Origin of the sequence: Peristeroidobacter soli, from assembly GCF_004138485.1 — a bacterium.
Taxonomy (GTDB): domain Bacteria; phylum Pseudomonadota; class Gammaproteobacteria; order Steroidobacterales; family Steroidobacteraceae; genus Steroidobacter; species Steroidobacter soli.
Map to the genome: position 1 here is coordinate 568,281 of NZ_RYEV01000005.1, position 25,230 is coordinate 593,510.

Sequence of the window (25,230 nt, forward strand, 5' to 3'; positions counted from 1 at the left end):
GTTACGCCGGCTGAAGCGCCGCCGTCCGACGCGTCGCCAGGCGCGCTCCGAGCTTGATCGCTGGATGCTCGATCCAGTGGTACCCCAGCCCCGACAACGCACAGAGCGTGACCGCTGCCACCGTCCATTGCAGCCAGTGGGGCGCGTCGGCGAGCACGATGCAGCCGACCCAGATCGCGATCACGTGAAACAGATAGATGCCGTACGAGTACTTCGCGATGAAGGCACCGGCGGCGTTGAGCCTGGCGGCGGTGGAGTGGGCGAAGGACGGAATGATGGCGCCCACCAGCAGGCAGGTCAGCCATTGGGTCGGTGGAAAGTGGATGCTTTGCCGCTGCAGGACGAGGTAAGCGGCGCTGATCAGCAGCAAGGTGGGCAACCACATCCAGCCCGGCAGCTTGAATTTCGCCCGATCCGCCAGCGTGAACGCCAGGATGCCGCCCAGGAAGCAGGGCACGAACGCGAACACACTGAACCGGCCGAGATAGGTCGGCTGCAGCCACGCGACCGGCAGCGACAGCAGCCACAGCGCCAGCACCCAGGACGGCCGCTTGCGCACGATCAGATAAATGATCGGCAGGGCGATATACATCTGCACTTCGATGGGCAACGACCACATCGGTTGCAGCACCGGCTCGGCGTACAGCAGGTTGCTGGTCAGCGTCAGGCTGGTGACGATGGACGTGAGGCTGGCGTTGTATTCGCGCCAGGGCATGGTCGGGATGTTGAGCGCGACCACCAGCGCCACTGTTGCGATGGCAAGAGGATAGATGCGGAATGCGCGGCGGATATAGAACGACTTGATATCGTTCCAGTCCGTCAGCCCGGCGCGCGCCATCGAATGATTCAGTACCAGCGCGGTGTGCACGAAGAACAGCAGCACACCGAGGCGGCCCAGAATCAGATTGTATGGATGGATCGACAGCGCGGCGTTTTGCAACGCCAGCATTTCGGTGACGTGATCCGCCAGAACCATCAACACAGCCAACGCTCGCAGAATGTCTAGATTCGGCTCGGCGTCGTGCATGCCCCGTCCCGTCCTCGGCGTTGTTTTTCAGCTGCCAGCAGTCTAGCCCACGCCCCCCATTATTAGGAGGGCGGCAGTTCACAGGAATTATGGAATATTCCAGGGTCTCACGCCGGTGTCACCAATGCTCTTAAGGGCATTGCCCGCGCTGCCGACCCGGTCCGCCGGCTGACCGGCGACGCCGGCCGATGTTTGCTGTCGTCGAACCGCGACCCTCTTGGCGGACGGGCTGGTCCTCTATAGTCTCGCGGCGTCCCGATCCACGGACGCAAGAGACCGTTCATGCTCGCAAAAATCGCGTTGCTCGCCGCGCTGACGCTGCCCTTCGGCATGGCGGCCCAGGCGGCTGAACAGGCCCCCGCGAAGGCCGCGGCCGATCCCGTCGCCCAGCGCGCCGTGATGACGGGCGAGCAGGTGGTGCAGATCCTGGACGAGACCGTCGACTGGTACCGCACGCTCGGCACCCAGCAACAGGCCGCGACCCAGCCCAGCGATTTGCTCATTCTCTATGCCAATCGCCAGACCGCGGACAAAGTCATGGCGCTCGCGTTCGAGATCGCCCGGGCCAATGCCGAGCTGATCAGCAGCGAAGCCGGCGTCAAGGAAGCGCAGCAGGAAGCCAGCACCCCGGAAGCGCAGTCGCTGACGCGCATCAGACAGAAGCTCGAGGAGCAACGCACCGAACTGCAGGCGGACATTGAAGGCGTGCGCCGACAAATCGCGGCGGCGTCGGGTACGGCAAAGAACGAGCTGCAGGCCAGGCTGTCGGTCTTGCAGGGCGAGCTGGATCTGATCAACGCGCGTCGCAATCTGTTCTCGAACATGACGCAGTACGCGAGCGAGAACACCGGTGCCAACGCGCTCAAGGCTCACATCGATGCCATCGCGGCGTCGATTCCCGCCAGCATGGGGCCTGTCACCACGATGACTACGACCACGCCGGCGGCCGGTTCAACGTCGGTGAGCTCCGCGGTGAGTACGTCACTCAGTCAGTTCGGCATTTGGGATTTGACGGCGACGGTGCTGCGTCTGTCGGCGAAGGCACGCACCATCGAGACGATCGACCGGCGCACCGAGGACTTGCAGGAAGTCTTCACCCAGATCCGCGAGAAACCGCTGGAACAGCTCAAGGCGCTGACCACGCGAGGCGACGAGTTGGCGGCAGAGGCGGAGCAGGACAGCTCCAAGTTGAAGTACGTGCGCGATCAGTACGACACGATCGCCTGGCTGTTCCAGCAAACCTCCTCGATCGTGACGCCGCTGAGCAAGGCCGAAGTCCTGCTCACTCAGTATCGAAACAATCTCAACAACTGGCGGGATGCCACGCAGCGTCAATATCGGGACGCGTGGCGCGCGCTCGGCATTCGACTCGCGATCTTTGCAGGCTTGCTGGCGCTGGTATTCACTGCCGCTGAAGTGTATCGGCGCGCGGTGTTCCGATACGTGCAGGACGTGCGCCGTCGGTCGCGCTTGTTGCTGTTGAGGAAGATTCTATTGTGGGCGCTGGTCGTCGCGATTGCGGCGGCGACGTTTGCAACCGAGCTGGGATCGCTCGCCACGTTCGCCGGTCTGATTACCGCCGGTCTGGCGGTGGCCATGCAGAGTGTGCTGGTGTCGGTGGTCGGTTATTTCTTCCTGATCGGCAAGTACGGCATTCGCGTCGGCGATCGGGTGCAGGTCGGCAGCGTTACGGGCGAGGTGATCGATCTGGGTCTGGTTCGCCTGCACTTGATGGAACTGGGCGGGCAGGACGGCGCGATGAGTCCGACCGGACGCGTCGTGGCGTTCGCGAACTCCATCGTGTTCCAGTCCTCGGGCGGTCTGTTCAAACAGATCCCGGGCATCAACCTGGCCTGGCATGAGATCACGGTGCGGTTGCCGAGCGGGGCCGATGCCGCGGCGTTGAAGACCCGGCTCATCGAAGCGGTCAGCAGCGGGCTGCAGGATTATCGCGACGACATCCTGCGCCAGACTCAGGAAATCCAGCGCACGGCGCAGGTCCACGGCAGCACCGACGCGCGGCCGCAGGTTCAGCTGCGATTCTCGGCGGAAGGCGTCGATGCCATCGTGCGCTACCCTGTCGAGCTGCTGCACGCCGCCGAGATCGACGAGCGTGTCTCGCGCGAAGTGTTGCAGGTGATTTCGTCGGAGACGAGGCCGGCGGCGTAATCGCGAGGATCTTTAGCCGCTGACATCATGTTTCAAGCGGCGGAAGTCCGCGGGAAACAGGCGGCGTCTAGGCTGTAGTCGACGAAGAGATCCGCTCTTCGACTACGGAGAACTCTGACAAATGCTCAGCCTCAAGCGAATTTTCGGAATGATCGCGACCGCCGCCGCTCTGGCCTGCGGCGTCGTCGCGCACGCCGGTCCGGTCCTGCAAGGGCCGGTGCTCAACGGCCCGGTGCTGCAAGGACCAGTGTTGCAAGGGCCGGTACTGCAGGGGCCGGTGTTGCAGGGGCCGGTGTTGCAAGGACCGGCGCTCAACAGCCAGACCATCGGCCGTCCGGTCGCGGTCACGCTACCGAACGGCGAGACGATCGCCGTCCGCTGAACCCGTTAGCGGCGCCTGCGCCCGACGGGTCCTGACACCCGTCGGGCGTCTGCCGTCGCTCGACCCATCGTCACATTCCGAATCTTGCCCATGAAGTTCAAGCAGTGCGTGCTTGTCGCCGCCGCCGCGTTATCGCTGCTGATGTTTCGTGCTCACGCCGAACCCACCTTGAGAGTCGAGGGCAGCGCCTTTGTGCTCGAGCTGGCCGATGGCCGCGTGTTGCGCGGTACTGAGCTGGCGGGTGCGGTGGTCCACCTTGCCTTCGGAGCGAACCAAACAATAGCGCTGAAGCTGGCAGCCATCGTTGCCGATGAGAAATATCCAGACCTGCTCCGGCACGACTTCCAGGTGATGGATGAGCTCGGCGGCTGGAAGCCGGCCTGTGGGCCCGATGCCCACGGTGGACGCTGGGGTTTTCCCGTGGTGCTGCCGGAGGGACACCCTGGGCGCGAACATGCCATCACCATTACCTGTTCCTCGGGCGCGGTCGGAAAATGTGCGACTTTCGGGTATCGTCCCTGGGCGAGGGCGGCGCAAGGCGAGGATCTCATGCCGCTGCACGCGGCCTGCGTTCGTATGGTCCGTGCCGATTACTGCGGCGATGGCATGCCCCATACCAAAGAGCGCACCACGATCGATACCTACGACGATTACGGCGTACAGACGCGCGGCTTAACAAACGACGTGAGTTATATGTTCGAGGCGGGTTGGACGGAGCAGGGAGCCGTCTGCGTGCATCACACGCGCTGGGCCGATCTGTTGTCGCGCGAGCAGTTGCTGGAGCGATGCCCGTCGCTGGCGAAGATACCGGTCTGCGACGAGACCAACGCTCGTGCGCTCGGTGCCCGCATTTTCAATACCTCACGACTGTTGCCCGCACCTCAGGTTGAAAAATGAACGTTGCAGACGCCGGACGCGGCCCGGTCTCCGACTTCGATCAAAAGCGGCTCCAGGACATCATCGCCAGCATCCCCGGCGCCGTGTATCAGTTTCGCGTGCGGCCCGACGGTGGATACGAGGCGACCTACATGAGCCCCGGCGCGCTGGCACTCGCGGGAATAGCGCACATGGACGACAGCGAACAGCTGGCCAGGACGGTCTTGTCGTTGGTGGCGGACGATCCCACCGAAATCCACGAGGAAACATTGCGTGCCGCGCGCGAACTGGCGCCGCTGCGTACGGAGTTCCGCATCCGGCACGCCACGACCGGTGAATTGCGTTGGATTCTCAGTATGGGCACACCACAACGGCAGGACGATGGCAGCACCATCTTCAACGGTTTCTGGCAGGATGTGACGGAACGTCGCGAGCTGGATGCCGCGTTGGCGGCGGCACGCGACAGTGCCGAGGCGGCACAGCAGCGCCTGCGGGCGATCTTCGATCACACTCGGATCGGCCTGGTGATGATCGATGAGGAATATACGTTCTCGGGGGCCAATCCCTCGCTGCGCGAACTGCTGGAGATCGAAGACGAGCAGGAGTTCACCCGCGACTTTCCGTCCTTCTCGCCACCGTTCCAGCCCGACGGAAGTGCGTCGATGGACAAGGCCAGGGAAATGATCTCGCTCGCGTTCGAGCGCGGTTACAACCGCTTCGACTGGATGCACAAGACGCGCGACGGCCAGCTTCGGCCTTGCGAAGTCGCGCTGACCCGTGTGCAGCTCGGCGGCAAGGCGCAGATCTTCGCGACGATGACCGATCTGCGCGAGCGCGTGCGCCACGAGCACGAACTGCGCAAGGCGACCGAGGAGGCGCACGCGGCATCGAAGGCCAAGAGCGAGTTCCTGGCCAATATGAGCCATGAGATCCGCACGCCGTTGAACGCCATCGTCGGGCTGACTCATCTGGGCGTGACTTCGAAGGAGCCGGAGCGCTGGCGCGACTATCTGGGCAAGATCGACGGCGCGGCGCGGACGCTATTGCAGATCGTCAACGACATCCTCGATTTCTCGAAGATCGAAGCGGGCAAGCTGCAGCTGGAGTCCATGCCTTTCGATCTGTACGCGGTGCTCGACCATCTCGGCGACCTCATGAACCTGCCGGCGGCCAACAAAGGGTTGCAACTGCTGTTCGCCGTCGAGCCGGGACTGCCGTCGCAATTCATCGGCGATCCGCTGCGGCTCGGCCAGGTGCTGCTCAACCTCGCCGGCAACGCCATCAAGTTCACCGAAGCCGGTCAGGTCGTGGTGCGAGTGAAGACGGCCAAGCGGGGCCGCGATTTCGTCCGGTTGTGCTTCGAAGTGGCGGATACCGGCATCGGCCTGACGCCGGAGCAGATTGCCCATCTGTTCGAATCGTTCTCACAGGCCGATACCTCGACGACGCGCCGCTATGGCGGCACCGGCCTCGGCCTGGCCATTTCGCAGCGGCTGGTCGATCTCATGGACGGGGAAATCGCTGTAAAGAGCGAGCCCGGACAGGGCAGCACATTTTCGTTCTCCGCGCGTTTCGGTCTGGCGCTCGCAGCCAGTAGTCATACCGCGACGCTGAAGTCGCAGCGAGGCATGCACGTGCTGGTGGTGGATGACAATTCTCCGGCCGTGTCGATTCTGGAGACTCACCTCGAATCCTTCGGCTTGAGCGCCTTCAATGCGACCGGGACATTTCCCGCGTTCGAACCGCATCCGGCGGCAGAACCGGCGCTGCTCGCGAATCGACACGTGCTGCTGGTGGAGGACAACGAGATCAACCAGGAGGTGGCGCGTGAGCTCCTGCAGCGCGCCGGTCTGATCGTGGATGTCGCGGTCAACGGACACGAAGCGGTGGCTCGGGTGGCGGAGGTCGACTACGAGGCCGTGCTGATGGATGTGCAAATGCCGGTGATGGACGGCGTCGAGGCGACGCGCCGGATTCGAGCACTCGATTCACCGCGCGCCTGCGTTCCCATCATCGCGATGACCGCCAACGTCATGGCCGAAGATCGTCAGCGCTACCTCGATGCCGGCATGAACGACTATCTGGGCAAGCCGGTGGACGTGCAGTTGTTGAACGAAGTGCTGCTCAGGTGGATCGCGCCCGCCGAAACGAATTCAGGCATCGCACGAGAGCGCACATCGGCGCCGTCGACGGAACGAGTCGATTATGACTTCGAAAGTGCGATCCGTCGCATGGGCGGTAATCGCGGCCTATGGGAGAGTGCTGCGCGCCGATATCTGATGTCGCCGCCCGCGTTCGAGCGAATAGTCGACGCTTGCAGAGCCGGTCGGCATGAGGCTGCGTGTCGCGAAGCGCACACACTCAAGGGCATCGCTGCCATGCTCGGATTGCTCGCGCTGCAACGAGCGGCCACGGATGTCGAGGCAGGGTTGGGCGAGGTGCCCGAGGATGTGGAAAGCGAGTTGACTGTGCTCGCCGGAATGGATGAAGCCGCGCGGCGCAGGATCGCACGGCATATGGATCAGGAGAGGAATGCTTCTTGAAATCCTGTATCGCGATCGTGGACGACGATGCATTGACGCGCGAAGTGGTCGTTGAATATCTGTCCAAACAAGGATACGAAGTCCTGAGCCTCGAGAGTGGACCGGCCTTGCGTGCGGCTTACCGCGCCCGGCCGCCGGATTGTGTGATTCTCGATCTGGTGATGCCCGACGAGGATGGCCTGACGGTGTTGCGCTGGCTGCGAGCGCAGTCGGACGTGCCGGTGATCATGCTCACTGTGAACGACGCGACTGCCGACCGTGTGGTCGGACTCGAGCTGGGTGCCGACGATTACGTGGCGAAGCCGGCGGATCTGCGTGAGTTGCTAGCCCGTGTGCGCAGCGTGCTGAGGCGAAGAACGGGCATGCCCCGGCCGACGCCGCTGACTGGGGCCGCTGTTTCCAATACTTCTACAGCAGTGCCCGGTGCGCGAGAAGGCTGGTTCGGACGCTGGCGTCTGGATCGCGCCCGCCGGCGCCTGGTCGATCGCGAAGGAGAAATTCTCGCGCTGACCGGCGCGGAGTTCGGATTGTTATGTGCATTCGCCGATCATCCCGGCGTGGTGCTGTCGCGCGAGAAGCTGTTGACGCTGTCCGGCACCGATCCGGGAGAGATCTTCGATCGCGCGATCGATCTCCGCATCACGCGGCTGCGCCGTAAGATCGAGCCGGCGCCGGCCAATCCCACCGTGATTCGCACCGTGCGCGGCCACGGCGGTGGCTACGAGTACGTGCCTTCGGCCTAGATCGCAGTGTCTGCGGTATGATCCCGGCAGGGTGGCGGTGGAGAGGATCGATGGCGTCGGGCAGCGTGGCTGGAGCGATCGTAGCCGGGGTGAAGCGGCCGGTAGGGCCGGTGGTGGCGGCTGCGTTGCGTGAGCGGTTTGGTGATCGCTATGTCACCTCCGAATCGGTTCGCGAGCATCACGGTCGCGACGAGTCCGCGTACGACATCACTCCGCCGGACGCCGTCATCTTCGCGCTTTCCACCGAAGACGTCGCCTTTACGCTCGCGCTGGCGAATCAACACAGCGTGCCAGTGATTGCCTACGGTGCGGGGTCATCGCTCGAAGGGCACTTGCTCGCCGTTCAGGGCGGCCTCTGTCTCGACCTTTCCCGCATGAACGACATTCTCGAAGTCAACGCGGCCGAAGGCGTCGCTGTCGTCGAGGCGGGCGTTACGCGGAAGCAGCTGAACGAACATATTCGTCAGGAAGGGGTGTTCTTCTCCGTCGATCCCGGCGCGGATGCAACCATCGGCGGAATGATTGCCACGCGTGCCAGCGGCACGAACGCCGTTCGTTACGGCACGATGCGTGAGAATGTTTTATCGCTTACCGCGGTTACTGCGGCCGGTGAGATCATTCATACGGGCACGCGCGCCAGAAAATCCTCCGCCGGTTATGACCTGACGCATCTGTTGATCGGCAGTGAAGGGACGCTCGCGATCGTGACTCAGGCGGTGGTCAAGCTGCGGCCGGTGCCGGAGGCCTCGAGTGTGGCGGTCGGTCACTTTCCCGATGTGGACGCGGCGGTGCGCACGGCCAGCGAGATCATTCAGTATGGCTTGCCGATCGCGCGCTGTGAGTTACTCGATGAGATGACGGTGATGGCGCTGAATCGCTACAGCAAGCTCACCTTGCTCGAGCGCCCGATGCTGTTGATGGAGTTTCATGGCAGTGAAACGTCGGTGGCCGAGCAGGCGGCGGTGGCGGAGGAGATCGCGAAACAGAACGGCGGCGAGGAGTTTCGCTGGACCAAGTTGCCGGAGGAGCGCACGAAGTTGTGGAGCGCGCGGCATAACGCGTACTTCGCGACGCTGCAGCTGCGGCCGGGATGTCGGGTGTTCTCGACCGATGCCTGTGTGCCGATTTCAAAGCTGGCGCAATGTATCGCCGAGTCCAGAGCGGACCTGTCCGCGTCGGGGCTGCTGGCGACCGTGTTGGGTCATGTGGGCGACGGTAACTTCCATGTTTCCTTGGTCATCGATCCGACCGATGAAAAGGAATGGCAGGCGTGTGAGCTTTTCAATGAACGGCTGGTGCATCGGGCGATCGCGATGGGCGGGACCTGCACGGGCGAGCACGGCGTCGGTCTGCACAAGAAACGTTTCCTGGAGGCGGAGCATGGCAAGCCGGCGGTCGATATCATGCGGGCGCTGAAGCGGACCCTGGACCCGAACAATATCTTGAACCCAGGCAAAATCTTCGATTAGCCCTGGCCGCCTTCGGCGGGCGGGGCCCATACAGATGACTTATATATGGGCCGCCTGGCGGCGGCCCGCGCTGACTAAGAGCGAGCCGGCCGGCACATGTAACAAGTGCGCTTCGGCCCAAGAATATTGAAGAGCGGTCGTGGCGCCATAAAGCTGCAATCTTTCCGCGACGATTCTGTAAAACGCCGCCGGCATAGTGCCGGGCCAGTAGCGTCATTGCAGAGGAGTTGCCATGCGTTCACGGTCCGTGTTGTTGGTCGCGGCGGTCGCGGCCACGGTTTCTGTCGCCGCTCAGGCGCACGATCAGTCCCACTCCAACGAATCGGATCAATTCGAGGAGCGGCTGGAAGGGATCGGGGTTCGCAACAAGGCGGCGCAGCGGCTCACGTGGCGCGACTCTCGCTGGAAGCACGACCCGGTCGTGAACATCAAGCTCCTCGGTATCAACGATTTCCACGGCCAGCTGTCGCCTCGCGCGGTCGGCACGCGTCCGGCCGGTGGTGCCGCCGTGCTCGCCTCCTATCTGCGAGTGGCCTCGGCAGCGGCGAAGGATGGCGCGATCATCGTTCATGCCGGCGATCACGTCGGCGCCTCGCCGCCGAATTCGGCGCTCCTGCAGGACGAGCCGGCGATCAGCGTGTTGAATCAGCTGGCGAACAAGCAATGTTTGCCGGTGCGTCTGTTCCGCAAGCTGCCCTATGAGCTGCAGGCTTACACCCAACCTCGTTGCAACATCGTCGGCACGTTCGGCAATCATGAGTTCGACGAAGGCATCGGCGAAGCGCTGCGCCTGGTGTATGGCGGCAATCACGAAGACGGTCCGTTCCTCGAGAAACGCTGGCAGGGGGCGGAGTTCCCGTACATCAGCGCCAACGTCATCGATCAGTCCACCGGTCGGCCGGTGCTGCCGCCTTACACCATCAAGCTGGTGGACGGCGTCGCCATCGGTTTCATCGGCGCGGTGCTGAAGGAAACGCCGACCATCGTGACGCCCACGGGCGTGGCCGGCCTGAAGTTCATCGATGAGGCCGACGCCATCAATGCTTCGGTGAAACAGCTCAAGCGTCAGGGCGTGAAGACCCTCATCGTCACCATCCACCAGGGCACGGGTCAGACCAGCTACACCGGTCCGACCGATCCGGAAGTATTGCCGCCGACCGGTCCGATCGCGGACATCGTGAAGCGTCTGGACAGCGAAGTGGACGTGGTCGTTTCCGGTCACGCGCACGGTTTCACCAATGCGTTGGTGCCGAATGCCGCGGGCAAACAGATTCTGTTGACGCAAGCATTCTCGGCCAGCACGGCGTACGGCGATATCGATCTCGCCATCAGCCGCAACAGCGCCGATGTGGTGGAGAAGTCCGCCGCCATCGTCACGACCTGGGGCGATGAAGGCCCGGGCCTGGTGCCGGATGTGAAAGTTGCTGAGATCGTGGCGCAGGCCGATGAGCGGGTCGCGCCGCTGGTGAATCGCGTGGTCGGCACCGCGACGACGGCGTTGACCCGGACCGAAAGCAGCGCGGGCGAATCGTCGCTCGGCAATCTGATCGCCGACGCGCAGCGTGTCACGACCAATGCCGAGTTCGCGTTCATGAACCCGGGCGGCATTCGTGCCGATTTGAATGCGGGCGAAGTGACCTGGGGCGAGCTGTTCACGATCCAGCCGTTCGCCAACGACCTGGTGTCCATGGATCTGAGCGGGGCGCAGATCAAGACGCTGCTGGAACAGCAGTGGCAGGGGCAGAGCTTCCCGAAGATCCTGAAGAGCTCGGGTCTGACCTACACCTGGGATAACGCCCGCCCGGTCGGCGATCGTGTCACGCAGATTCTCCGGGCCGACAGCACGCCGCTCGATCCGGCGGCGACCTATCGCGTGACGGTCAACAGCTTCATGGCCGCCGGCGGCGACGGATTCCTGGTACTGCCCTCGGGCACGAACCGGGTGATCGGTCCGGTCGATCTGGCGGCGCTGGTCCAGTATGTCGAATCGTTGCCGCAGCCGTTCAGCGCGGCGATCGAAGGCCGGATCCTCCGAACCAACTGAGCAGGTGCCAGCAGGGATGATGAGGAGGGAACAAGGAGGTTCCCGCCCGCGCCACACGAAAAAGTAACGATGACGGGCTGGACGGCTGGGGTATCCTTGGTGCACCTGTCACATCAATGACCCGCCAGTGTCACATTCGCCGTCGGAAATCACGGACGCGCGGCCCAAGCCGATGCCCGCTGTGCTCAGCGAGAGCCTGGGCGCGGACCGCGGTCTGATCTGCGGCTTTCGGCTGCGGCCCCACGCCGCGCCCCAGGAAATCCCGTCCGAAGAGATCGCGCCGGCTTTGTTACAGGTCCAGGCGGGGTCCGATGCGCTGCTCTGGCTGCATTTCAATCTGAGCGATGCGCGTGCCCGGCGATGGCTGCTCGATGCGGCGTTTCTGCCGGACGCACTGCGAGAGCTGTGGCGAGAGCACGATGGCAATCGCCGGGTCGAGATCGTCGATGACGGCCTGTTGCTGGTGGTCAGCGACTTCTCTTATGACGACGCCTCCGATCCCTCCGAGGTCGCGCCGCTGTGGTGTTTTGCCAGCCAGCATTTGCTGATCACGGCCCGGCTGCATCCGCTCAGGAGCGCCGACGAGCTGCGCCTGCAGATGCGCTCGAATCTCACAGCGGCTTCGGGTATCGACCTGGCGGCGCAACTGCTCGACATCCGCACCAGTCGGGTGAAGCGGCTGGCCAATGAAATGACCGATCAGCTCGACACCATCGAGGATCGGATTCTGGCCGGTAACATCGAGCAGCAACGTGAGCTGCTGGGTCGCAATCGACGCTTGTGCGCCCGGCTGCGTCGTGAGTTCGCGCCCGAACGCTCGGATTTGAATCGTTTCCTGCATCGGCCGACCGGCACCCTGGCCGAAGCCGATCGCGAAGCGTTGCAGTCGTCCACCGATACATTGGCGTTCGCGCTCGAAGAAGTCTCCGAGCTGTACGAGCGCTCCAAGCTCTTGCAGGAAGAGCTGGCATCGCGCCTCGCCGAGAACACCGGCCGCAACTTGTATGTATTGTCCATCGTCACGGCGGTGATGCTGCCTATGACGCTGGTCACCGGCATCTTCGGCATGAACGTCGGAGGCCTGCCGGGCTTGCACGGCGGTCACGCGTTCTGGTGGGTGATGCTGCTGATCCTCGCCAGCGGCGGCGTCACGCTTGCCGCGTTCTTCTGGCGGCGGTTGCTATAACCCTTCCGATCTGATCTTTCGGTCGCATTTCGCGGCCAGAACACGGCGCCTGGTCGTGTCATACATTCGTGCGTGAAATGAATGCGCACGTTGTCACTGCTATGTCATCCGCTTCCAGTATCAAGTCGCGAATTCACAGCGACGATTCCCGTATCGACCTCAGTCGACGCGAAGGAGCCGCGTACCAGAAGGGTCATCGTGACATTGCGCTCAGCCACCGTTGCATTCCTGTCGTTATCCGTCATCGCCAGCCCGCGGCTGCTGGCTCAGGAAGTCAACGCCGACACTCCGCAAGACAAGTTCGCCATCACCGAATACCGCGTGCTCGGCAACACCGTGCTGCCGGCGACGGCGATCGAAACGGTCGTCTATCCATTCCTGGGCGAAGGCAAGACCATCGCGGACGTCGAAGTGGTTCGCCAGGCGTTGGAGAAGCTCTATAAGGACCGGGGCTTCGGCACGGTGTTCGTGGACATTCCCGAGCAGACCGTCAACGAAGGCATCGTGCGCCTGAAAGTGACCGAGGGTCGTCTGGATCGCGTGCGTATCACCGGCGCGCGCTATTTCGCCAACGGCGCCATTCGCAGTGAGCTCACATCGTTGCAGCCCGGCACTGTGTTGAGCCTGCCGGAGCTGCAGAATCAGTTGGGCGAAGTGAATCAGCAGTCGCGCGACCGGAGCATCACGCCGGTGTTGAAGGCGGGGCGCTCGCCCGGCACGGTCGATATCGAGCTCAAAGTGCAGGACAGCCTGCCGGTTCACGGCAGCGTCGAAGTCAACGATCGTTACAGCGCCAACACCACGCACACGCGCGCCAGCGTCAATCTCAGCTACGACAATCTGTGGCAGAAGTTCCATAGCCTGTCGTTGCAATACCAGACCTCGCCCGAGGATCTGGATGAGACACGCGTGATCGCCGGCACGTATCTCATGCCGCTGTCCAACGGCAACCTGCTCGCGGTGTACGCGGTCGACACCAACAGCGATTTCGCGGTCGTGAACACGGGCGGCGATCTGTCCGTGCTTGGCACGGGAAACATTTATGGCCTGCGTTACATCGCGCGTCTGCCGCTGCTCGGCGGCTATTCGCAGAACGTCACGCTGGGCGCCGACTACAAGGATTTCAAAGACGACATCGTGCTGTCGGACGGCAAGAACGACACCACGCCGATTCGTTACATGAGCTGGACCGCCGGCTATAGCGGCGTGCTCGGCCGCGATGGCAGTACCACGGGGTTCAATCTGAATGCCAACTTCGGCATGCGCGGCGTGATCAACAATCAGGCCGAATTCACCTACAAGCGCGCCGACGCCAACGCGAGCTTCTTTTATCTGCGCGGCGACGCCTCGCATCTGCAGAGCCTGTGGTCGGGTTCGGCGATCTACGTGAAGGCCGTGGCGCAGTGGGCGCCGGATCCGCTGATCAGCAACGAGCAATTCGCGAGCGGCGGTGCCGAGGGCGTGCGCGGCTATGTCGAATCGGCGTTGATGGGCGACCGGGGTATCGGCGGCACCATCGAGCTGCGCTCGCCGTCGATGCATGCGTGGTTCGGCAACGTGGTTCGTCAGCTCACGACGTTCATTTTCTACGATGCCGCGCACGTCACTCAGCTCGCGCAGGTCGACGACGACGGCAATCTGGTCGCCCGCGGCATCAATTTGTACAGCGCCGGCGCCGGCTTGCGCCTGACCGGATTCGGCGGCCTCGAGGCCGCGCTCGACTGGGCCTATCCACTGCGTGATTGGGAAGACGTTGAGAAGGGCGATTCGCGCATTCATTTCCGGGTGCGCTACGCGTTTTGAGGTTTCTGGAGATGGGCATGGTTGACTCGGTGACGCAGGGAACGAGGGTTCGTGTGCTGACTCAGGCGGTGCGCGCCGTGCTGCGTGGAGTGTCGCTGTCCGCCACGGCCAGTTTGTTTGTATCGACGGTGCATGCCGACCCGCTGCCGGTGATCTGTGTCTCCGGTGCGACTTGCGGCAACAGCAACAGCGTCATCAACAACGCCTTGCAAGGCGTGTCGGGCATTGCCATCGCCGGCAACTCGATGACCATCAATCAAAACGCCGCCAATGCGGTCCTGCATTGGCGCAGTTTCGATATCGAGCGTGGCGCCAGCGTCACTTTCGTCCAGCCCGACAGCAATTCGGTGGCGCTCAACCGCATCTATCAGAACGGTGCGTCGCAGATCATGGGCAACCTGTCCGCCAACGGCCGCATCTATCTGCTCAATCAGAACGGCATCATGTTCGGCAACGGCGCAGTGGTGAACGTCGCCGGCCTGATCGCCAGCTCGCTGGATATTTCCAGCCTGGCGCTCAATGCCGATGGCAGCACCAATCTGCTCGCGGCCGGGCAGCGCAACGAGGCAGCGTTCCAGTTGTACCGGGATGCGGGCGGCAACGCATTGACCAGCGGCGATGTGACGGTCGGGCAGGGCGCCACCATTACCACCAGGGACGGCGGTCAGGTATTCATGTTCGCGCCGAACGTTTACAACTACGGCAAGATTGCCACTCCGGACGGGCAGACCGTGCTCGCCGCCGGCGATTCGGTCTATCTGGCGAGCAGCGCGGACAACAATCTGCGCGGCATCTGGGTGGAAGTCGGCACCGGCGGTACCGTGGTCAACGGCGTCGAAGCCAATTCGGGCGTTACTGATAAAACACAGCTGGTCGGCCAGATCATCGCCGAGCGCGGCAACATCACGTTGGCTGGCGCGGCGGTCAATCAGTTGGGACGGCTCACCGCGACCACGTCGGTGAACGAGGGCGGCTCGATCCGCTTGGTGGCGCGCGAGGACGGCTTCGTGCAGGCCGCAGCGGGCACATCGGTCACGCTGACCGCTCGCACTGGCGGCACGTTGGTTCTGGGCAGCAACAGCGTCACGGAAGTGGGGCTCGACAACAGCACTGCGACCACTGTGGACAGCAATCCGCAGCCCGTGTCGCGGGTCGTGGGCATCGGCCGTCAGATCGTCATGCAGGACAATGCGAGCATCATCACGCCCCATGGCGATGTGACCCTGGCTGCATGTGCCGATTGCAGCAGCCTCACCGATGTTTCCTTGGCCAAGGTGCACGAGCTGGCCGACGAAACCAGTTCCTCATCCGACGGATCGAGACTGTTCATTGCCGCTGGCGCGTTGATCGATGTGTCCGGCGCGCACATCGACAAGACCATGGAGAGCAACGTGCTCAGGGTCGAGCTGCGCGGCGACGAACTGGCCGACAGCGAGCTGCAGCGAGACGGCGCATTGCGCGGCGAAACCGTTTATATCGACATCCGTCAGACCGGCACGCGTGCGGACGGCTCGACCTGGGTCGGCAGCCCCGTGGGCGATCTCGGCGGCTGGGTAGGCGGCATCCAAAGAAATGTTCAGGAGCGCAGCCTGACCGGCGGCACCGTCAATCTGCTGTCCCGAGGCGATGCGATTCTCGAGCGCGGCTCCACCATCGACATCTCCGGCGGCTCGATCAATTTCGCCGGCGGCCACATCAACACGTCCAACGTGATCGGCGCCGACGGCAAGGTCTACGACATCTCCAGGGCGATCGCCGATCGCAGCTATGTCGGCGTGACCAACAGCGGCACTCATACCGTGTTCGACCGGCGTTGGGGCGTGACGCGCACCTATTTCACCGGTGGCACGCAGGGCCGTTACGAGCAAGGCTATGTCGAAGGCAAAGATGCCGGCACCGTGCAGATCATCGGTAGCCAGACGGTGCTGGATGGTGCGATCCGGGCGGAAACAGTGGCGGGACGCTATCAGCGCGAGCTGAGCGGTACCGTCAACGCTTCGGCGTTGTACCGGCCGTACGATGAGCTCGCGCTCAGCGGCACGCTCATTCTCGGCAAGACCTCCGCCAGTGGCGACCAAGCCGACTTCGCGGTCGGCGATGTGACAATTGCGAACGGTGCGTTCTCGGCGCTGGCGGCGGACTTCGATCCACTCACCGATTCGCTCGGCGATATTGGCAGCACGGTGGTGCTGAGGAGCGACTTGTTCGGTGCCGACCGTGTCGGCAACCTGACCTTGCGGGCCAATGGCGCTGTCACGATTGCCCCGGATGCGAATGTGACTCTGTCGTCCGGCGGCGCGATGAACGTAACGGCCGGCGCCATTGACGTCGGCGGCTCGGTGACGAGTCACGGTGGCCAGATCGCGCTCACGGCGCGACCCACTTTCACCACGCCTGAGCTGGACGATGGGCTGGTGGTGAGAAGCGGTGCCCGGCTGGATACCAGCGGCACGTGGGTCAACGATGCCGCCAACGCCAATGGTGGCAGCGTCGGCATGGCGCCAATGTCCATCGATGGCGGCAGTGTACAGTTGCAAGCACAACGCAGCTCGCTCGCGTTGGAGACCGGCAGCGTCATCGACGTGTCGGGCGGCGCGCAGCTCACCGGCGATGGCAAGCTGATCGCCGGCGAGGCGGGGTCGATTGAATTGACCAACACCCAGTCGCTGGCCTCGAATGGTGCGGTCACCTCTCTGACCCTGGATGGCGAGCTGCGCGGCTATGGATTCGAGAACGGCGGCAGTCTGTCGTTGACGACGGCCGGAGCATGCATCGCGGCGACGGTCACCGGCTGTGAACAAACCTCCGCGGGGACGTTGTGGCTCAGGCCGGAGTTCTTTGCATCGGGCGGCTTCAGCGGCTATTCCATCCTGAGCAACCGCGGCGGCATCGAAGTCGCCGCGGACACGACCGTGACATTGCGTCAACAGAACTGGCTCGTGCCGCTGTCCGGCGATTTGAGCCGTTTCGCGACCGGCACGTCGATCGATCGTATCGCAACGACAAGGTTGCTCGAGGACATCGAGCGCCAGGCGGTGGATCTGAAGCTGTGGGCCGAGCCCACGCGGCCGGGCTCGGACGGCAGATACACGGATATAACTTTCGCCGATGCTCCCGATCTGATCATCCGCACCGGCGCACGCATCGAAGGAGAAGTCGGTGCGACCATCGATCTGAGCTCGACCAGTCGCTTGCTCATCGATGGCACGGTTTCCGCGGCGGCCGGCACCATCAAGCTGGGCTTGAGTGGCGGCCTGGCGATCGAGCCGACCAGCGCCAATCCGTATTTCGCCGACCAGGGCATCTGGCTCGGCAACAACGCACAGTTGCTGGCGCGTGGCGCGGCGGTCACGGAGGTGGACAGCCAAGGGCGCGTCATCGGCGAAGTCCGCAATGGCGGCACCATCGCCATCGATGCCGATCGTGGTCACGTGATCACTTCCTCCGGCTCGCTCATCGATGTTTCCGGCACGTCGGCGGCGCTGTCCGTGAAGTCGGACAAACAAGGGCATTATCAGGTCCGGCAAGTCGCGTCGGCCGGTGGCCGGCTGGACATCGAAGCTGCCGAAGCCATTGTGATCGGCGGCGACATCCGGGGCGAATCGGGAGAGCCGGGCAGGCTCGCGGCCGGCACGCTGCGCATCGCGCTGGACATGTCGCTGCGTAACGATCCAGGACTGTCGCGTGCCTTTCCCGCCAACCTGCCGCTGTTCCCGGGCGGTGACCGCACCATCGAAATCACCCAACGCCCGCTCGACATCAGTTTTGGCGACTCGACGCTGGTGGGCTACCAGGGTCGGGCCGTGGTGGCGGCGGATCAGATTGCCGAGGGCGGTTTCGATGCGCTCGAGCTCGATGCCACGACGGTGTGGGTGAACGAAGGCGGCCTGTCGCCGAATGTGGTGCACACGGGACGCATCGAGTTCGATGGCGATGTTTCTCTCGCGCTCGCTCGTAGCGCGGTGCTGAATGCCGCGATCATCGCGTCGGACGGTGGCAACGCGGTGTTGAGTGCGCCGCGAGTGGCCTTGGGCAACTCGAAAATCGATCTGAACAACGTTCAGTATCAGCCGCCGACGCTGGCGGGTACTGGAACGTTGCGCGTCGACGCCGGGCAGATCGACGTTATCGGCAGCAGCGTTCTGCAAGGCTTTGCCTCGACCACTCTTCGATCCAGCGGAGACTTGCGGCTGACCGGCGTGCTGATCGATCCGCTCGGCGATCAGGGATTGAAGGTGCTGCAAGGTTCGCTGCGCACCGCAGGCGATCTCACTTTGAGCGCAGCTCAGGTGTATCCGACGACGATGTCCGAGTTCACGGTGGCCGCCGGCGTCGGTGGCACCGATGGAACATTGCGTATCGAACAGAACGGCGTCGCGGGCGATGCGCTGTCCGCGGGCGGCGCATTGACGCTGTCGGCGCCCAATGTCGTGCAATCGGGCACGGTACGGGCACCCTTCGGCACCATCACGATCGATTCGCCGAGTATCACGCTCGCCGATGGCAGCGTGACATCCACCAGCGGCGCGGGCTTGGACGTGCTGTACGGCGAGACCGAAGGCGGTCTCAACTGGGTGTATGTGCTGGGCGGCGACAAAATCGTCTACGGCGCGAACGGCCGGCAGATCTCCACTCAGCGCATCGAGCTCAACGGCGACAACGTCGCTCTGGAGGAGGGCGCGGTACTGGACGTGAGCGGCGGTGGCAATTTGCTCGCCACCGAATTCAATTCCGGAACCACCGGCAAGCAGGATGTTTTGGGCAAGGACAACACCGCTGGCAACTTCGCCATTCTGCCGGCGAACAGTCTGGCGGCCGCGGCCTATGACGAGACCATCTACACCGTGGCGGAGTTCGAGGGCGGCAAGAGTGTTTATCTCTCAGGCACGAAGGATCTGCCGGCTGGTGAATACATCGTGCTGCCGGCCAAGTACGCACTCTTGCCGGGCGCGTATCTGGTGCGGCCGGTCTCTGGGTATGGAGATATCACCGCGGCTGAGTCGTACAGCCTGGCCGACGGCAGCAACGTCGTTTCCGGTTATTACACCTACACCGGCAGCGGTCTGCGCGACGGCGCGCGCACCTCGGGATTCGCGGTCCTCAAAGGCACGCAGGTTCAGAACAAAGCCAGGTACACGCTGGCCAACGCCAACGAGTTTTTCGCCCCGCCGGACGGTGAGCTGCTCACTCAGCGTCTGCCGAAGGACGCCGGCACCGTGGCGATTACCGCCACTGAGTCGCTGATCCTCCAAGGAACATTGCAGGCCGACGTCGCTCAGGGCGGCCGCGGCGCGGCTCTGGATATCGCGAGCAGTGCCATTCAAGTGGTCGCCGACGCCGGCAATGCCGGTAACGCCGGTGGCGCGCTCGTTCTGGACGCAGCGGATTTGAATGCGCTCGGTGCCGAGTCGATTCTGTTGGGCGGCGTGCGCCAGGAAGACGGGCAGGGACTGGATATCGATACCAGGTCCTCGAATGTATCGATCGCGGCAGGCGCAGCGCTGCAGGCGCCGGAAGTGATGCTGGTCGCGACCGATACAGTCACGGTCCAGCAGAATGCGAGCGTCACCGCGACCGGTGTGGAAGTGCGCTCGCAGGATATCCACTTGAGTGGCGACGGCGCCTTTGTGCGCGTGGCTACGGGCGAAGCGGCGAACGTCGCACGCACCAACTCCACCAACAATGGTCGCGTGGTCCTCGCTGATGGCTCGACGCTGACCGCTACATCCGGCTCCATCAGCCTGGAATCCGCGGGCGATGCGCAGCTCGCCGGTGCGTTGTCGGCGGTCGGCGGCGAAGTGTCCATGACGGGTAACGTGATCAGCCTGGGCAACGTGGATCCCTCGGTCAGCGGCTGGGTGCTGGATGCGGCGCAGTTGTCGCAACTCGACGCGGGTACATTGAGCCTGAACAGTCGCAGCACCATCGACTGGTACGGCAACGTCTCACTCGCACTCACCAATCTGAGTCTGAGCGCTCGGGCGATCCGAGGTTATGACGATGGAGCAGTGTCGATTGCCGCGAGTGGCGACGTCGCTTTCCGTGGCGGCGGGGCGCTGATCGATCCAGTCGATTCCGTCGCCGGCGGTCAATTCCATCTCACTGCGAACAATGTGATTTTCGACGACGGCGCGCTCGAGCTGTCCGGCTTCGATTCGGTCGCGCTGTTGGCTGCTCGCGAAGTGCGCGCCGAGCAAACGACGACGGTCAGTATCGTTGGCGGCGGTCTGCAGCTCGGCGCGCAGCGTATTACAACCCGGTCGGGCGTGGATCTGTCGATCACCGCCGGTGGTACGGCCACGCTCTCGAACAGCGCTTCGACGCAGGCGCTCGCCGCGGTCAACGATCTTGGCGGCTCGTTCACGTTGAATGCCAATGCGATCGAATTGGCCACCCGGATCGAGTTGCCCTCGGGTCTGGTGACGTTGAACGCGACCGACGCCACCCAAGGCGGCATCACGCTGAGCGGTAATGCGGCGATCGATGTCAGCGGTCGAAGCACGCAACTGGGCGACCAGGTGGCTTACAGCCACGGTGGCAAGGTGAATCTGGAAACCGTCAGCGGCAATCTGGCGCTGGCCGCAGGTTCGAGCATCGATGTTTCCGCGAACGGCGGCGCGAACGCCGGCAGCATCGAGCTGACGGCCGCCAATGGCAATCTGCAACTGGCTGGCACGCTCGATGGCAGCGCGGAGGGCGCGGGCTCCGCTGGCAGCTTCAGCGGCGATGCGCAGCAACTCGGTGATTTCAGCGCGCTGACACAACAGCTCGCCAGCAGCGGCTTCGCGGGCGATTTGAGTTTCCGTCAGCGCGGCGCTGGTGATCTGACGGTGGCAAGTGGTGCCACTGTGCGCGGCACGTCGGTGTCGATGACGGCCGATCAGGGCAGCGTCGTGGTCGCCGGCGGCATCGTTGCTCACGACGACGACGGTGGTCGCATCAATCTGTCGGCCCGCAATGGCATGACGATCAGTGGCACGCTCGATGCGCGCGCGACCGGCACTACGGAGCGTAACGGTCGCATCGATCTGAATGTGACCAACGGCGGCCTGAATGTGACCAACGGCGCGGTAATCGCCACGGTTGCCTCGGGCGCCAAGCAAGGCTCGAGCGGGGACGGCGATGTTTCCATTCGTCTGCCGCAGTCGTCGTTGCTGACTGTCATCGATGCCGATACTGCCAACGACGCCGTGCATCTTGGCGGCGACTGGAGCAGAACGGCCGACGTGAGTGTCGAGGGCTTCGCGGTGCATGTCGATGCCGACGGCATCCTCGATGGCAACGACACTGTCGCCATGGCTGGGAATGCCATTTATGACGCCGCTGTTGCCTTTGCCGCGCGCACCGATGAGATCGCGACGGCCCTGAGCAATCCGAGCCTGACCGGGCTCGACGTCCTCACCGGCATCGAAATTCAATCCGGCGCCAGCGACGGCAGCCTGTCCTTGAACGCGGATTGGAACATGGCCGCGTGGCGCTTCGCCGACGCTTCGGGCGGGGCTCCGAAGTCCGGCGTGCTCACGCTACGCGCCGCGGGCAATCTCACTTTCAACGAGTCGCTCAGCGACGGCTTCAGCGACCAGAACGACTTCACGCTCGACCTCGACCCGAACTTCGGCGACAGCTGGTCCTACAACCTGGTCGCCGGCGCGGATACCGCCAGCGCCAATGTCATGGCGACGCAAGCGTCGAATGCTGTCGGCAGCGTTCTCATCAACGGCGTCGACAGTTCTTCGGAAGCTGGCTACACCGTCGTGCGCACCGGCACCGGCAGCATCGACGTGGCTGCGGCTTCGGACATCGTGTTGAGCAACGACGCGGCGATGATTTATACCGCGGGCGAAGCCAGCAACGGAATGATCTACGGCACCGTGCGAGGCCAGGGCAATCAGCTCGGCGGGTTCTACTATCCGGCCAACGGCGGCGACATCACGCTCACCGCGGGGCGCGACGTGATCGGTGCGCCGACCCGTCAGCTGCTCACCGAATGGCTGTGGCGCATCGGCAAGGATTCGGAAACCACCGGCAATCCGAGCCGCTCCACCGCCTGGACCGTCAACTTCGCGAAATTCCACCAGGGGATCGGCGCGCTCGCCGGCGGCGATGTCAGCGTGACCGCGGGCAACGACGTTCGCGACTTGTCCGTGGCGAGCACCACGATCGGCCGGCAGCGAACCAATCCCACCAACGACAAGACCGCCGCGGCCAACGATCTCGAAGTGATCGGTGGCGGCAATGTCAGGGTCGCATCGGGTGGCGACGTGCTCGGCGGCACTCACTACTCCGGCCGCGGCCAGATCGAGTTGCAGGCGGGTGGTGAGGTGGGCAAGAGCCAGCAGACCAGCTTCGGGCCGATGCTGCTGCTCGGCGATACCCAGGCCAAGGTCGCCGCGCGGCAGGATGTGAGTCTCGGCGGCGTGGCGACGCCGACTCTGTTGCCGCAGGGAACCACACAAGGATCGCTGGCATCGACGGATAGCATGTTCTCCACCTACTCGGCGCAGAGCTCGTTGACGGTCGAGTCCACGGCAGGCGACGTATCGCTGGTTCCCGATAAAGGCGCGATCAACGACTACTACGCGTGGAGCGGCAACAACGCCAACCAGAGCGAGCTGGCATTCACGCTGTTGCCAGGTACCGTCGACATGCTCGCTCTGCGGGGCGGCGCGAGAGTGACGGGCACGCTGTTGCCGAACGAGAACGGCGCTCTGAGCGTGCATGCCTATCGGGATGTGGATTTCGACGTCATCGTGTCCGATGTCGATGTCGACGCATTGCCCGACCAGGACCGGCCGGCGGCCAGCGGTGCGTTCGATCGATTCGGCTCCGACCTGTACACGGCGCTGACTCAATGGAATGGCAACATCAAACAGATCTTCAACGCGCAGACGCCGGTGAGGCAGCGGGCCGCGGAGGCGGGCACGCTGCTCTCCTCGCGCATCGTTTCCGCCAACGGCGACGTCAAGGGCTCCGGCTATTTCGGCGCGCCGGTCGACATTCAGGCCGGCGGCGACATCGTCGATCTGGATGTGGTCATCCAGAACCTGGTGGCTGCCGACGTGAGCGCCATTACTGCGGGCGGCGACATCCGCTACACGACGTCGAGCGCCTCGGGCGGACTGGCGCCCAATAACGCGGGCATCAGGGTCGACGGCCCCGGCCAGCTGTTTCTCATCGCCGGTGGCGACATCGATCTGGCGACCTCACAGGGTGTGATCACTCGCGGCAACGAAGTGAATCTCGCGCTGCCGGAGGGAGGTGCCAGCATCACGGCACTTGCCGGCTTGAATGGCGAAAGCCCGGACTATGCAGCGTTCGCCGAAGACTACGTGGCACAGAGTGATGACTACATCGCCGCGCTCACGGCCTACATCGAGACGCTGACCGGCGATCGTCCCGCCAATGCGACCGAGGCTCGCGCTGCGTTCACGGCTCTGAATTCCAAGCAACAGCGCGCGTTCCTGTATCGCGTGCTGCTCTCGGAAGTGCGTGAGTCGGCCGAAGAAGCCGCGTCGGTAGAGATGAAGGATGACTATTCGCGCGGCTTCGCGGCGCTCGAGACGTTGTTCCCTGGCAGCACGGATACCGAAGACAATCCCTACAGCGGCGATATCAGTCTCTACTTCAGCCGCATCTATACGCTCGACGGCGGCGATATCAATTTGCTGACGCCGGGTGGCGGCGTGAATGCTGGCCTGTCCGCCGCGACGCTGGAAAGATTCCGTATCACCAAGGATTCCAGCGAGCTGGGCCTGGTGACTCGCCGTGGCGGCGACATCGGCATCGTCACCGACGGCGACGTGCTGGTGAACGAGTCGCGCATCTTCGCGATCAACGACAGCGACATCGTGGTGTGGTCCTCGAACGGCGACGTCGATGCCGGCCGAGGCGCGAAAACGGCTATCTCGGCACCGACGTTTGCGGTCGCCTACGACCTCGACGGACGCGCGCACGTTACTTACGACGCCGCGCTGTCGGGCAGCGGCATCCAAACGCGTGCCACCACGGCCGATCACAAGCCGGGGGATGTGGTGCTCGCGGCGCCTCGGGGCGTCGTCAACGCAGGCGATGCGGGCATCGTGGCGGGCAATCTCACGATCGCGGCAACCGCCGTGCTCGGTGCCGACAACATCTCAGTCAGCGGCATCGCGGTCGGCGTGCCAGTCGATACCGGCGGTTTGGGTGCGAGCCTCGCGGGTGTCGCATCGGCGGCGAGCAGCGCCAGCAACTCGGCGGCGACCGCGGTCGACGATACCGGCTCTCGCGAACAGTCCAGCGCGCCGATGTCACAGGCCGCGCTGTCGTGGCTGGATGTATTCGTGATCGGGCTGGGCGAAGAGGGCTGTAAGGGCGACGATGTGGAATGCTTGAAGCGCCAGTCGACGATGTGATCATGGGGCGACTCTATCGGGCGCACGCGCTGTTGTTCGTGTGCGCCTACCTCGGGTTGCTGGGGTACTCTGCGTTGACGGATCCACGCGATCCGGTCGCCGCGTTGTTCGGGGAAAACTCCCAGACAGTCGAGCACGCGGCTGCCGTCGCGTTCGCGCCGCCACCGTCGGTCGTGTCGAAGCCCGTCAGCAGAAATGTTTCCGGCGAGCCGGTGGCGAGCCCGGAAGACACCGAGCGACAGCAGGAGCGTGTGCGTCTGAGCGAAGTGAGTCAGCAGGCGATTCGCGCCGAGGCACCACAGGAGCGGGCGGCGGCCATCGACCAGCTGAGCTCGGCCACACCCGAGGCGTTACAGGCACTGCAAACAGTCGTGACTTCCGACTCCGTCGTGCGCAATCGCGTTCGCGCGCTCAATTCATTGCGCGCCCTTGCCGAGCAGGAAGGCGCGAAGGACGCCGTTCTCTCGATCGTGCAGCTGGCGACGTCGGATGCCAACACCGGCGTGGCGTCGCGTGCCAACGAAGTCATTCGTGAGCTCACCGAGCAAACAGCGGCGAGCGAATGATTGCGAGTGTCATACAGGTGCATGACGCCCG

The 25,230-nt window shown here is 63.8% G+C and carries 12 protein-coding genes; 11 read left to right on the forward strand and 1 reads right to left on the reverse strand.

Features of this window, described 5'->3' with window-relative positions; genetic code table 11:
• Window position 1: 1 nt before the first annotated feature.
• Window positions 2-1,027 (reverse strand): acyltransferase family protein, encoded by a 1,026-nt coding sequence (locus EKO19_RS24035; protein ID WP_129779316.1) that lies wholly within the window; start codon window positions 1,025-1,027, stop codon window positions 2-4.
• A 282-nt stretch (window positions 1,028-1,309) separates the two neighbouring features.
• Here EKO19_RS24035 and EKO19_RS24040 point away from each other — a divergent pair, with 282 nt between their 5' ends.
• The 11 genes from EKO19_RS24040 (at window position 1,310) to EKO19_RS24090 (ending at window position 25,199) form a co-directional block, all read left to right on the forward strand.
• Window positions 1,310-3,196: a mechanosensitive ion channel family protein gene (locus tag EKO19_RS24040; protein WP_129779318.1), complete on the forward strand. Its 1,887-nt coding sequence runs from the start codon at window positions 1,310-1,312 to the stop codon at window positions 3,194-3,196.
• 121 nt (window positions 3,197-3,317) lie between these two features.
• Window positions 3,318-3,578, forward strand: a complete 261-nt coding sequence (locus EKO19_RS24045) for a hypothetical protein (protein ID WP_129779320.1) — start codon at window positions 3,318-3,320, stop codon at window positions 3,576-3,578.
• 90 nt (window positions 3,579-3,668) lie between these two features.
• Window positions 3,669-4,475: an ADYC domain-containing protein gene (locus tag EKO19_RS24050; RefSeq protein WP_129779322.1), complete on the forward strand. Its 807-nt coding sequence runs from the start codon at window positions 3,669-3,671 to the stop codon at window positions 4,473-4,475.
• On the forward strand, window positions 4,472-6,997 hold the full coding sequence (locus EKO19_RS24055) for a PAS domain-containing hybrid sensor histidine kinase/response regulator (RefSeq protein WP_129779324.1): 2,526 nt from the start codon (window positions 4,472-4,474) through the stop codon (window positions 6,995-6,997). Before EKO19_RS24050 ends, EKO19_RS24055 begins: the two co-directional genes overlap by 4 nt.
• Window positions 6,994-7,740, forward strand: a complete 747-nt coding sequence (locus EKO19_RS24060) for a response regulator (protein WP_129779326.1) — start codon at window positions 6,994-6,996, stop codon at window positions 7,738-7,740. The genes EKO19_RS24055 and EKO19_RS24060 overlap by 4 nt, the downstream gene beginning before the upstream one ends.
• Before the next feature lie 50 nt (window positions 7,741-7,790).
• The gene (locus EKO19_RS24065; protein WP_129779328.1) at window positions 7,791-9,209 is read left to right on the forward strand and encodes an FAD-binding oxidoreductase; all 1,419 of its coding nucleotides are present in this window, start codon (window positions 7,791-7,793) and stop codon (window positions 9,207-9,209) included.
• Between the two features lie 232 nt (window positions 9,210-9,441).
• Complete coding sequence (locus tag EKO19_RS24070; RefSeq protein WP_129779330.1) at window positions 9,442-11,253, forward strand: bifunctional metallophosphatase/5'-nucleotidase; 1,812 nt, start codon at window positions 9,442-9,444, stop codon at window positions 11,251-11,253.
• A 127-nt stretch (window positions 11,254-11,380) separates the two neighbouring features.
• Window positions 11,381-12,439, forward strand: a complete 1,059-nt coding sequence (locus EKO19_RS24075; protein ID WP_129779332.1) for a CorA family divalent cation transporter — start codon at window positions 11,381-11,383, stop codon at window positions 12,437-12,439.
• 198 nt (window positions 12,440-12,637) lie between these two features.
• Window positions 12,638-14,242: a ShlB/FhaC/HecB family hemolysin secretion/activation protein gene (locus EKO19_RS24080; protein ID WP_175597165.1), complete on the forward strand. Its 1,605-nt coding sequence runs from the start codon at window positions 12,638-12,640 to the stop codon at window positions 14,240-14,242.
• Between the two features lie 17 nt (window positions 14,243-14,259).
• Window positions 14,260-24,633 (forward strand): filamentous haemagglutinin family protein, encoded by a 10,374-nt coding sequence (locus tag EKO19_RS24085; RefSeq protein WP_175597166.1) that lies wholly within the window; start codon window positions 14,260-14,262, stop codon window positions 24,631-24,633.
• Window positions 24,606-25,199 (forward strand): hypothetical protein, encoded by a 594-nt coding sequence (locus EKO19_RS24090; RefSeq protein ID WP_129779338.1) that lies wholly within the window; start codon window positions 24,606-24,608, stop codon window positions 25,197-25,199. The genes EKO19_RS24085 and EKO19_RS24090 overlap by 28 nt, the downstream gene beginning before the upstream one ends.
• Window positions 25,200-25,230 lie beyond the last annotated feature (31 nt).

Excerpts from the sequence above, each read along its gene's own strand:
- EKO19_RS24065 (WP_129779328.1), top strand. The coding sequence starts at position 7,791 with ATGGCGTCGGGCAGCGTGGCTGGAGCGATCGTAGCCGGGGTGAAGCGG.
- EKO19_RS24090 (WP_129779338.1), top strand. The coding sequence starts at position 24,606 with ATGCTTGAAGCGCCAGTCGACGATGTGATCATGGGGCGACTCTATCGG.
- EKO19_RS24035 (WP_129779316.1), bottom strand. The coding sequence starts at position 1,027 with ATGCACGACGCCGAGCCGAATCTAGACATTCTGCGAGCGTTGGCTGTG.
- EKO19_RS24050 (WP_129779322.1), top strand. The coding sequence starts at position 3,669 with ATGAAGTTCAAGCAGTGCGTGCTTGTCGCCGCCGCCGCGTTATCGCTG.
- EKO19_RS24040 (WP_129779318.1), top strand. The coding sequence starts at position 1,310 with ATGCTCGCAAAAATCGCGTTGCTCGCCGCGCTGACGCTGCCCTTCGGC.
- EKO19_RS24045 (WP_129779320.1), top strand. The coding sequence starts at position 3,318 with ATGCTCAGCCTCAAGCGAATTTTCGGAATGATCGCGACCGCCGCCGCT.
- EKO19_RS24085 (WP_175597166.1), top strand. The coding sequence starts at position 14,260 with ATGGTTGACTCGGTGACGCAGGGAACGAGGGTTCGTGTGCTGACTCAG.
- EKO19_RS24055 (WP_129779324.1), top strand. The coding sequence starts at position 4,472 with ATGAACGTTGCAGACGCCGGACGCGGCCCGGTCTCCGACTTCGATCAA.
- EKO19_RS24070 (WP_129779330.1), top strand. The coding sequence starts at position 9,442 with ATGCGTTCACGGTCCGTGTTGTTGGTCGCGGCGGTCGCGGCCACGGTT.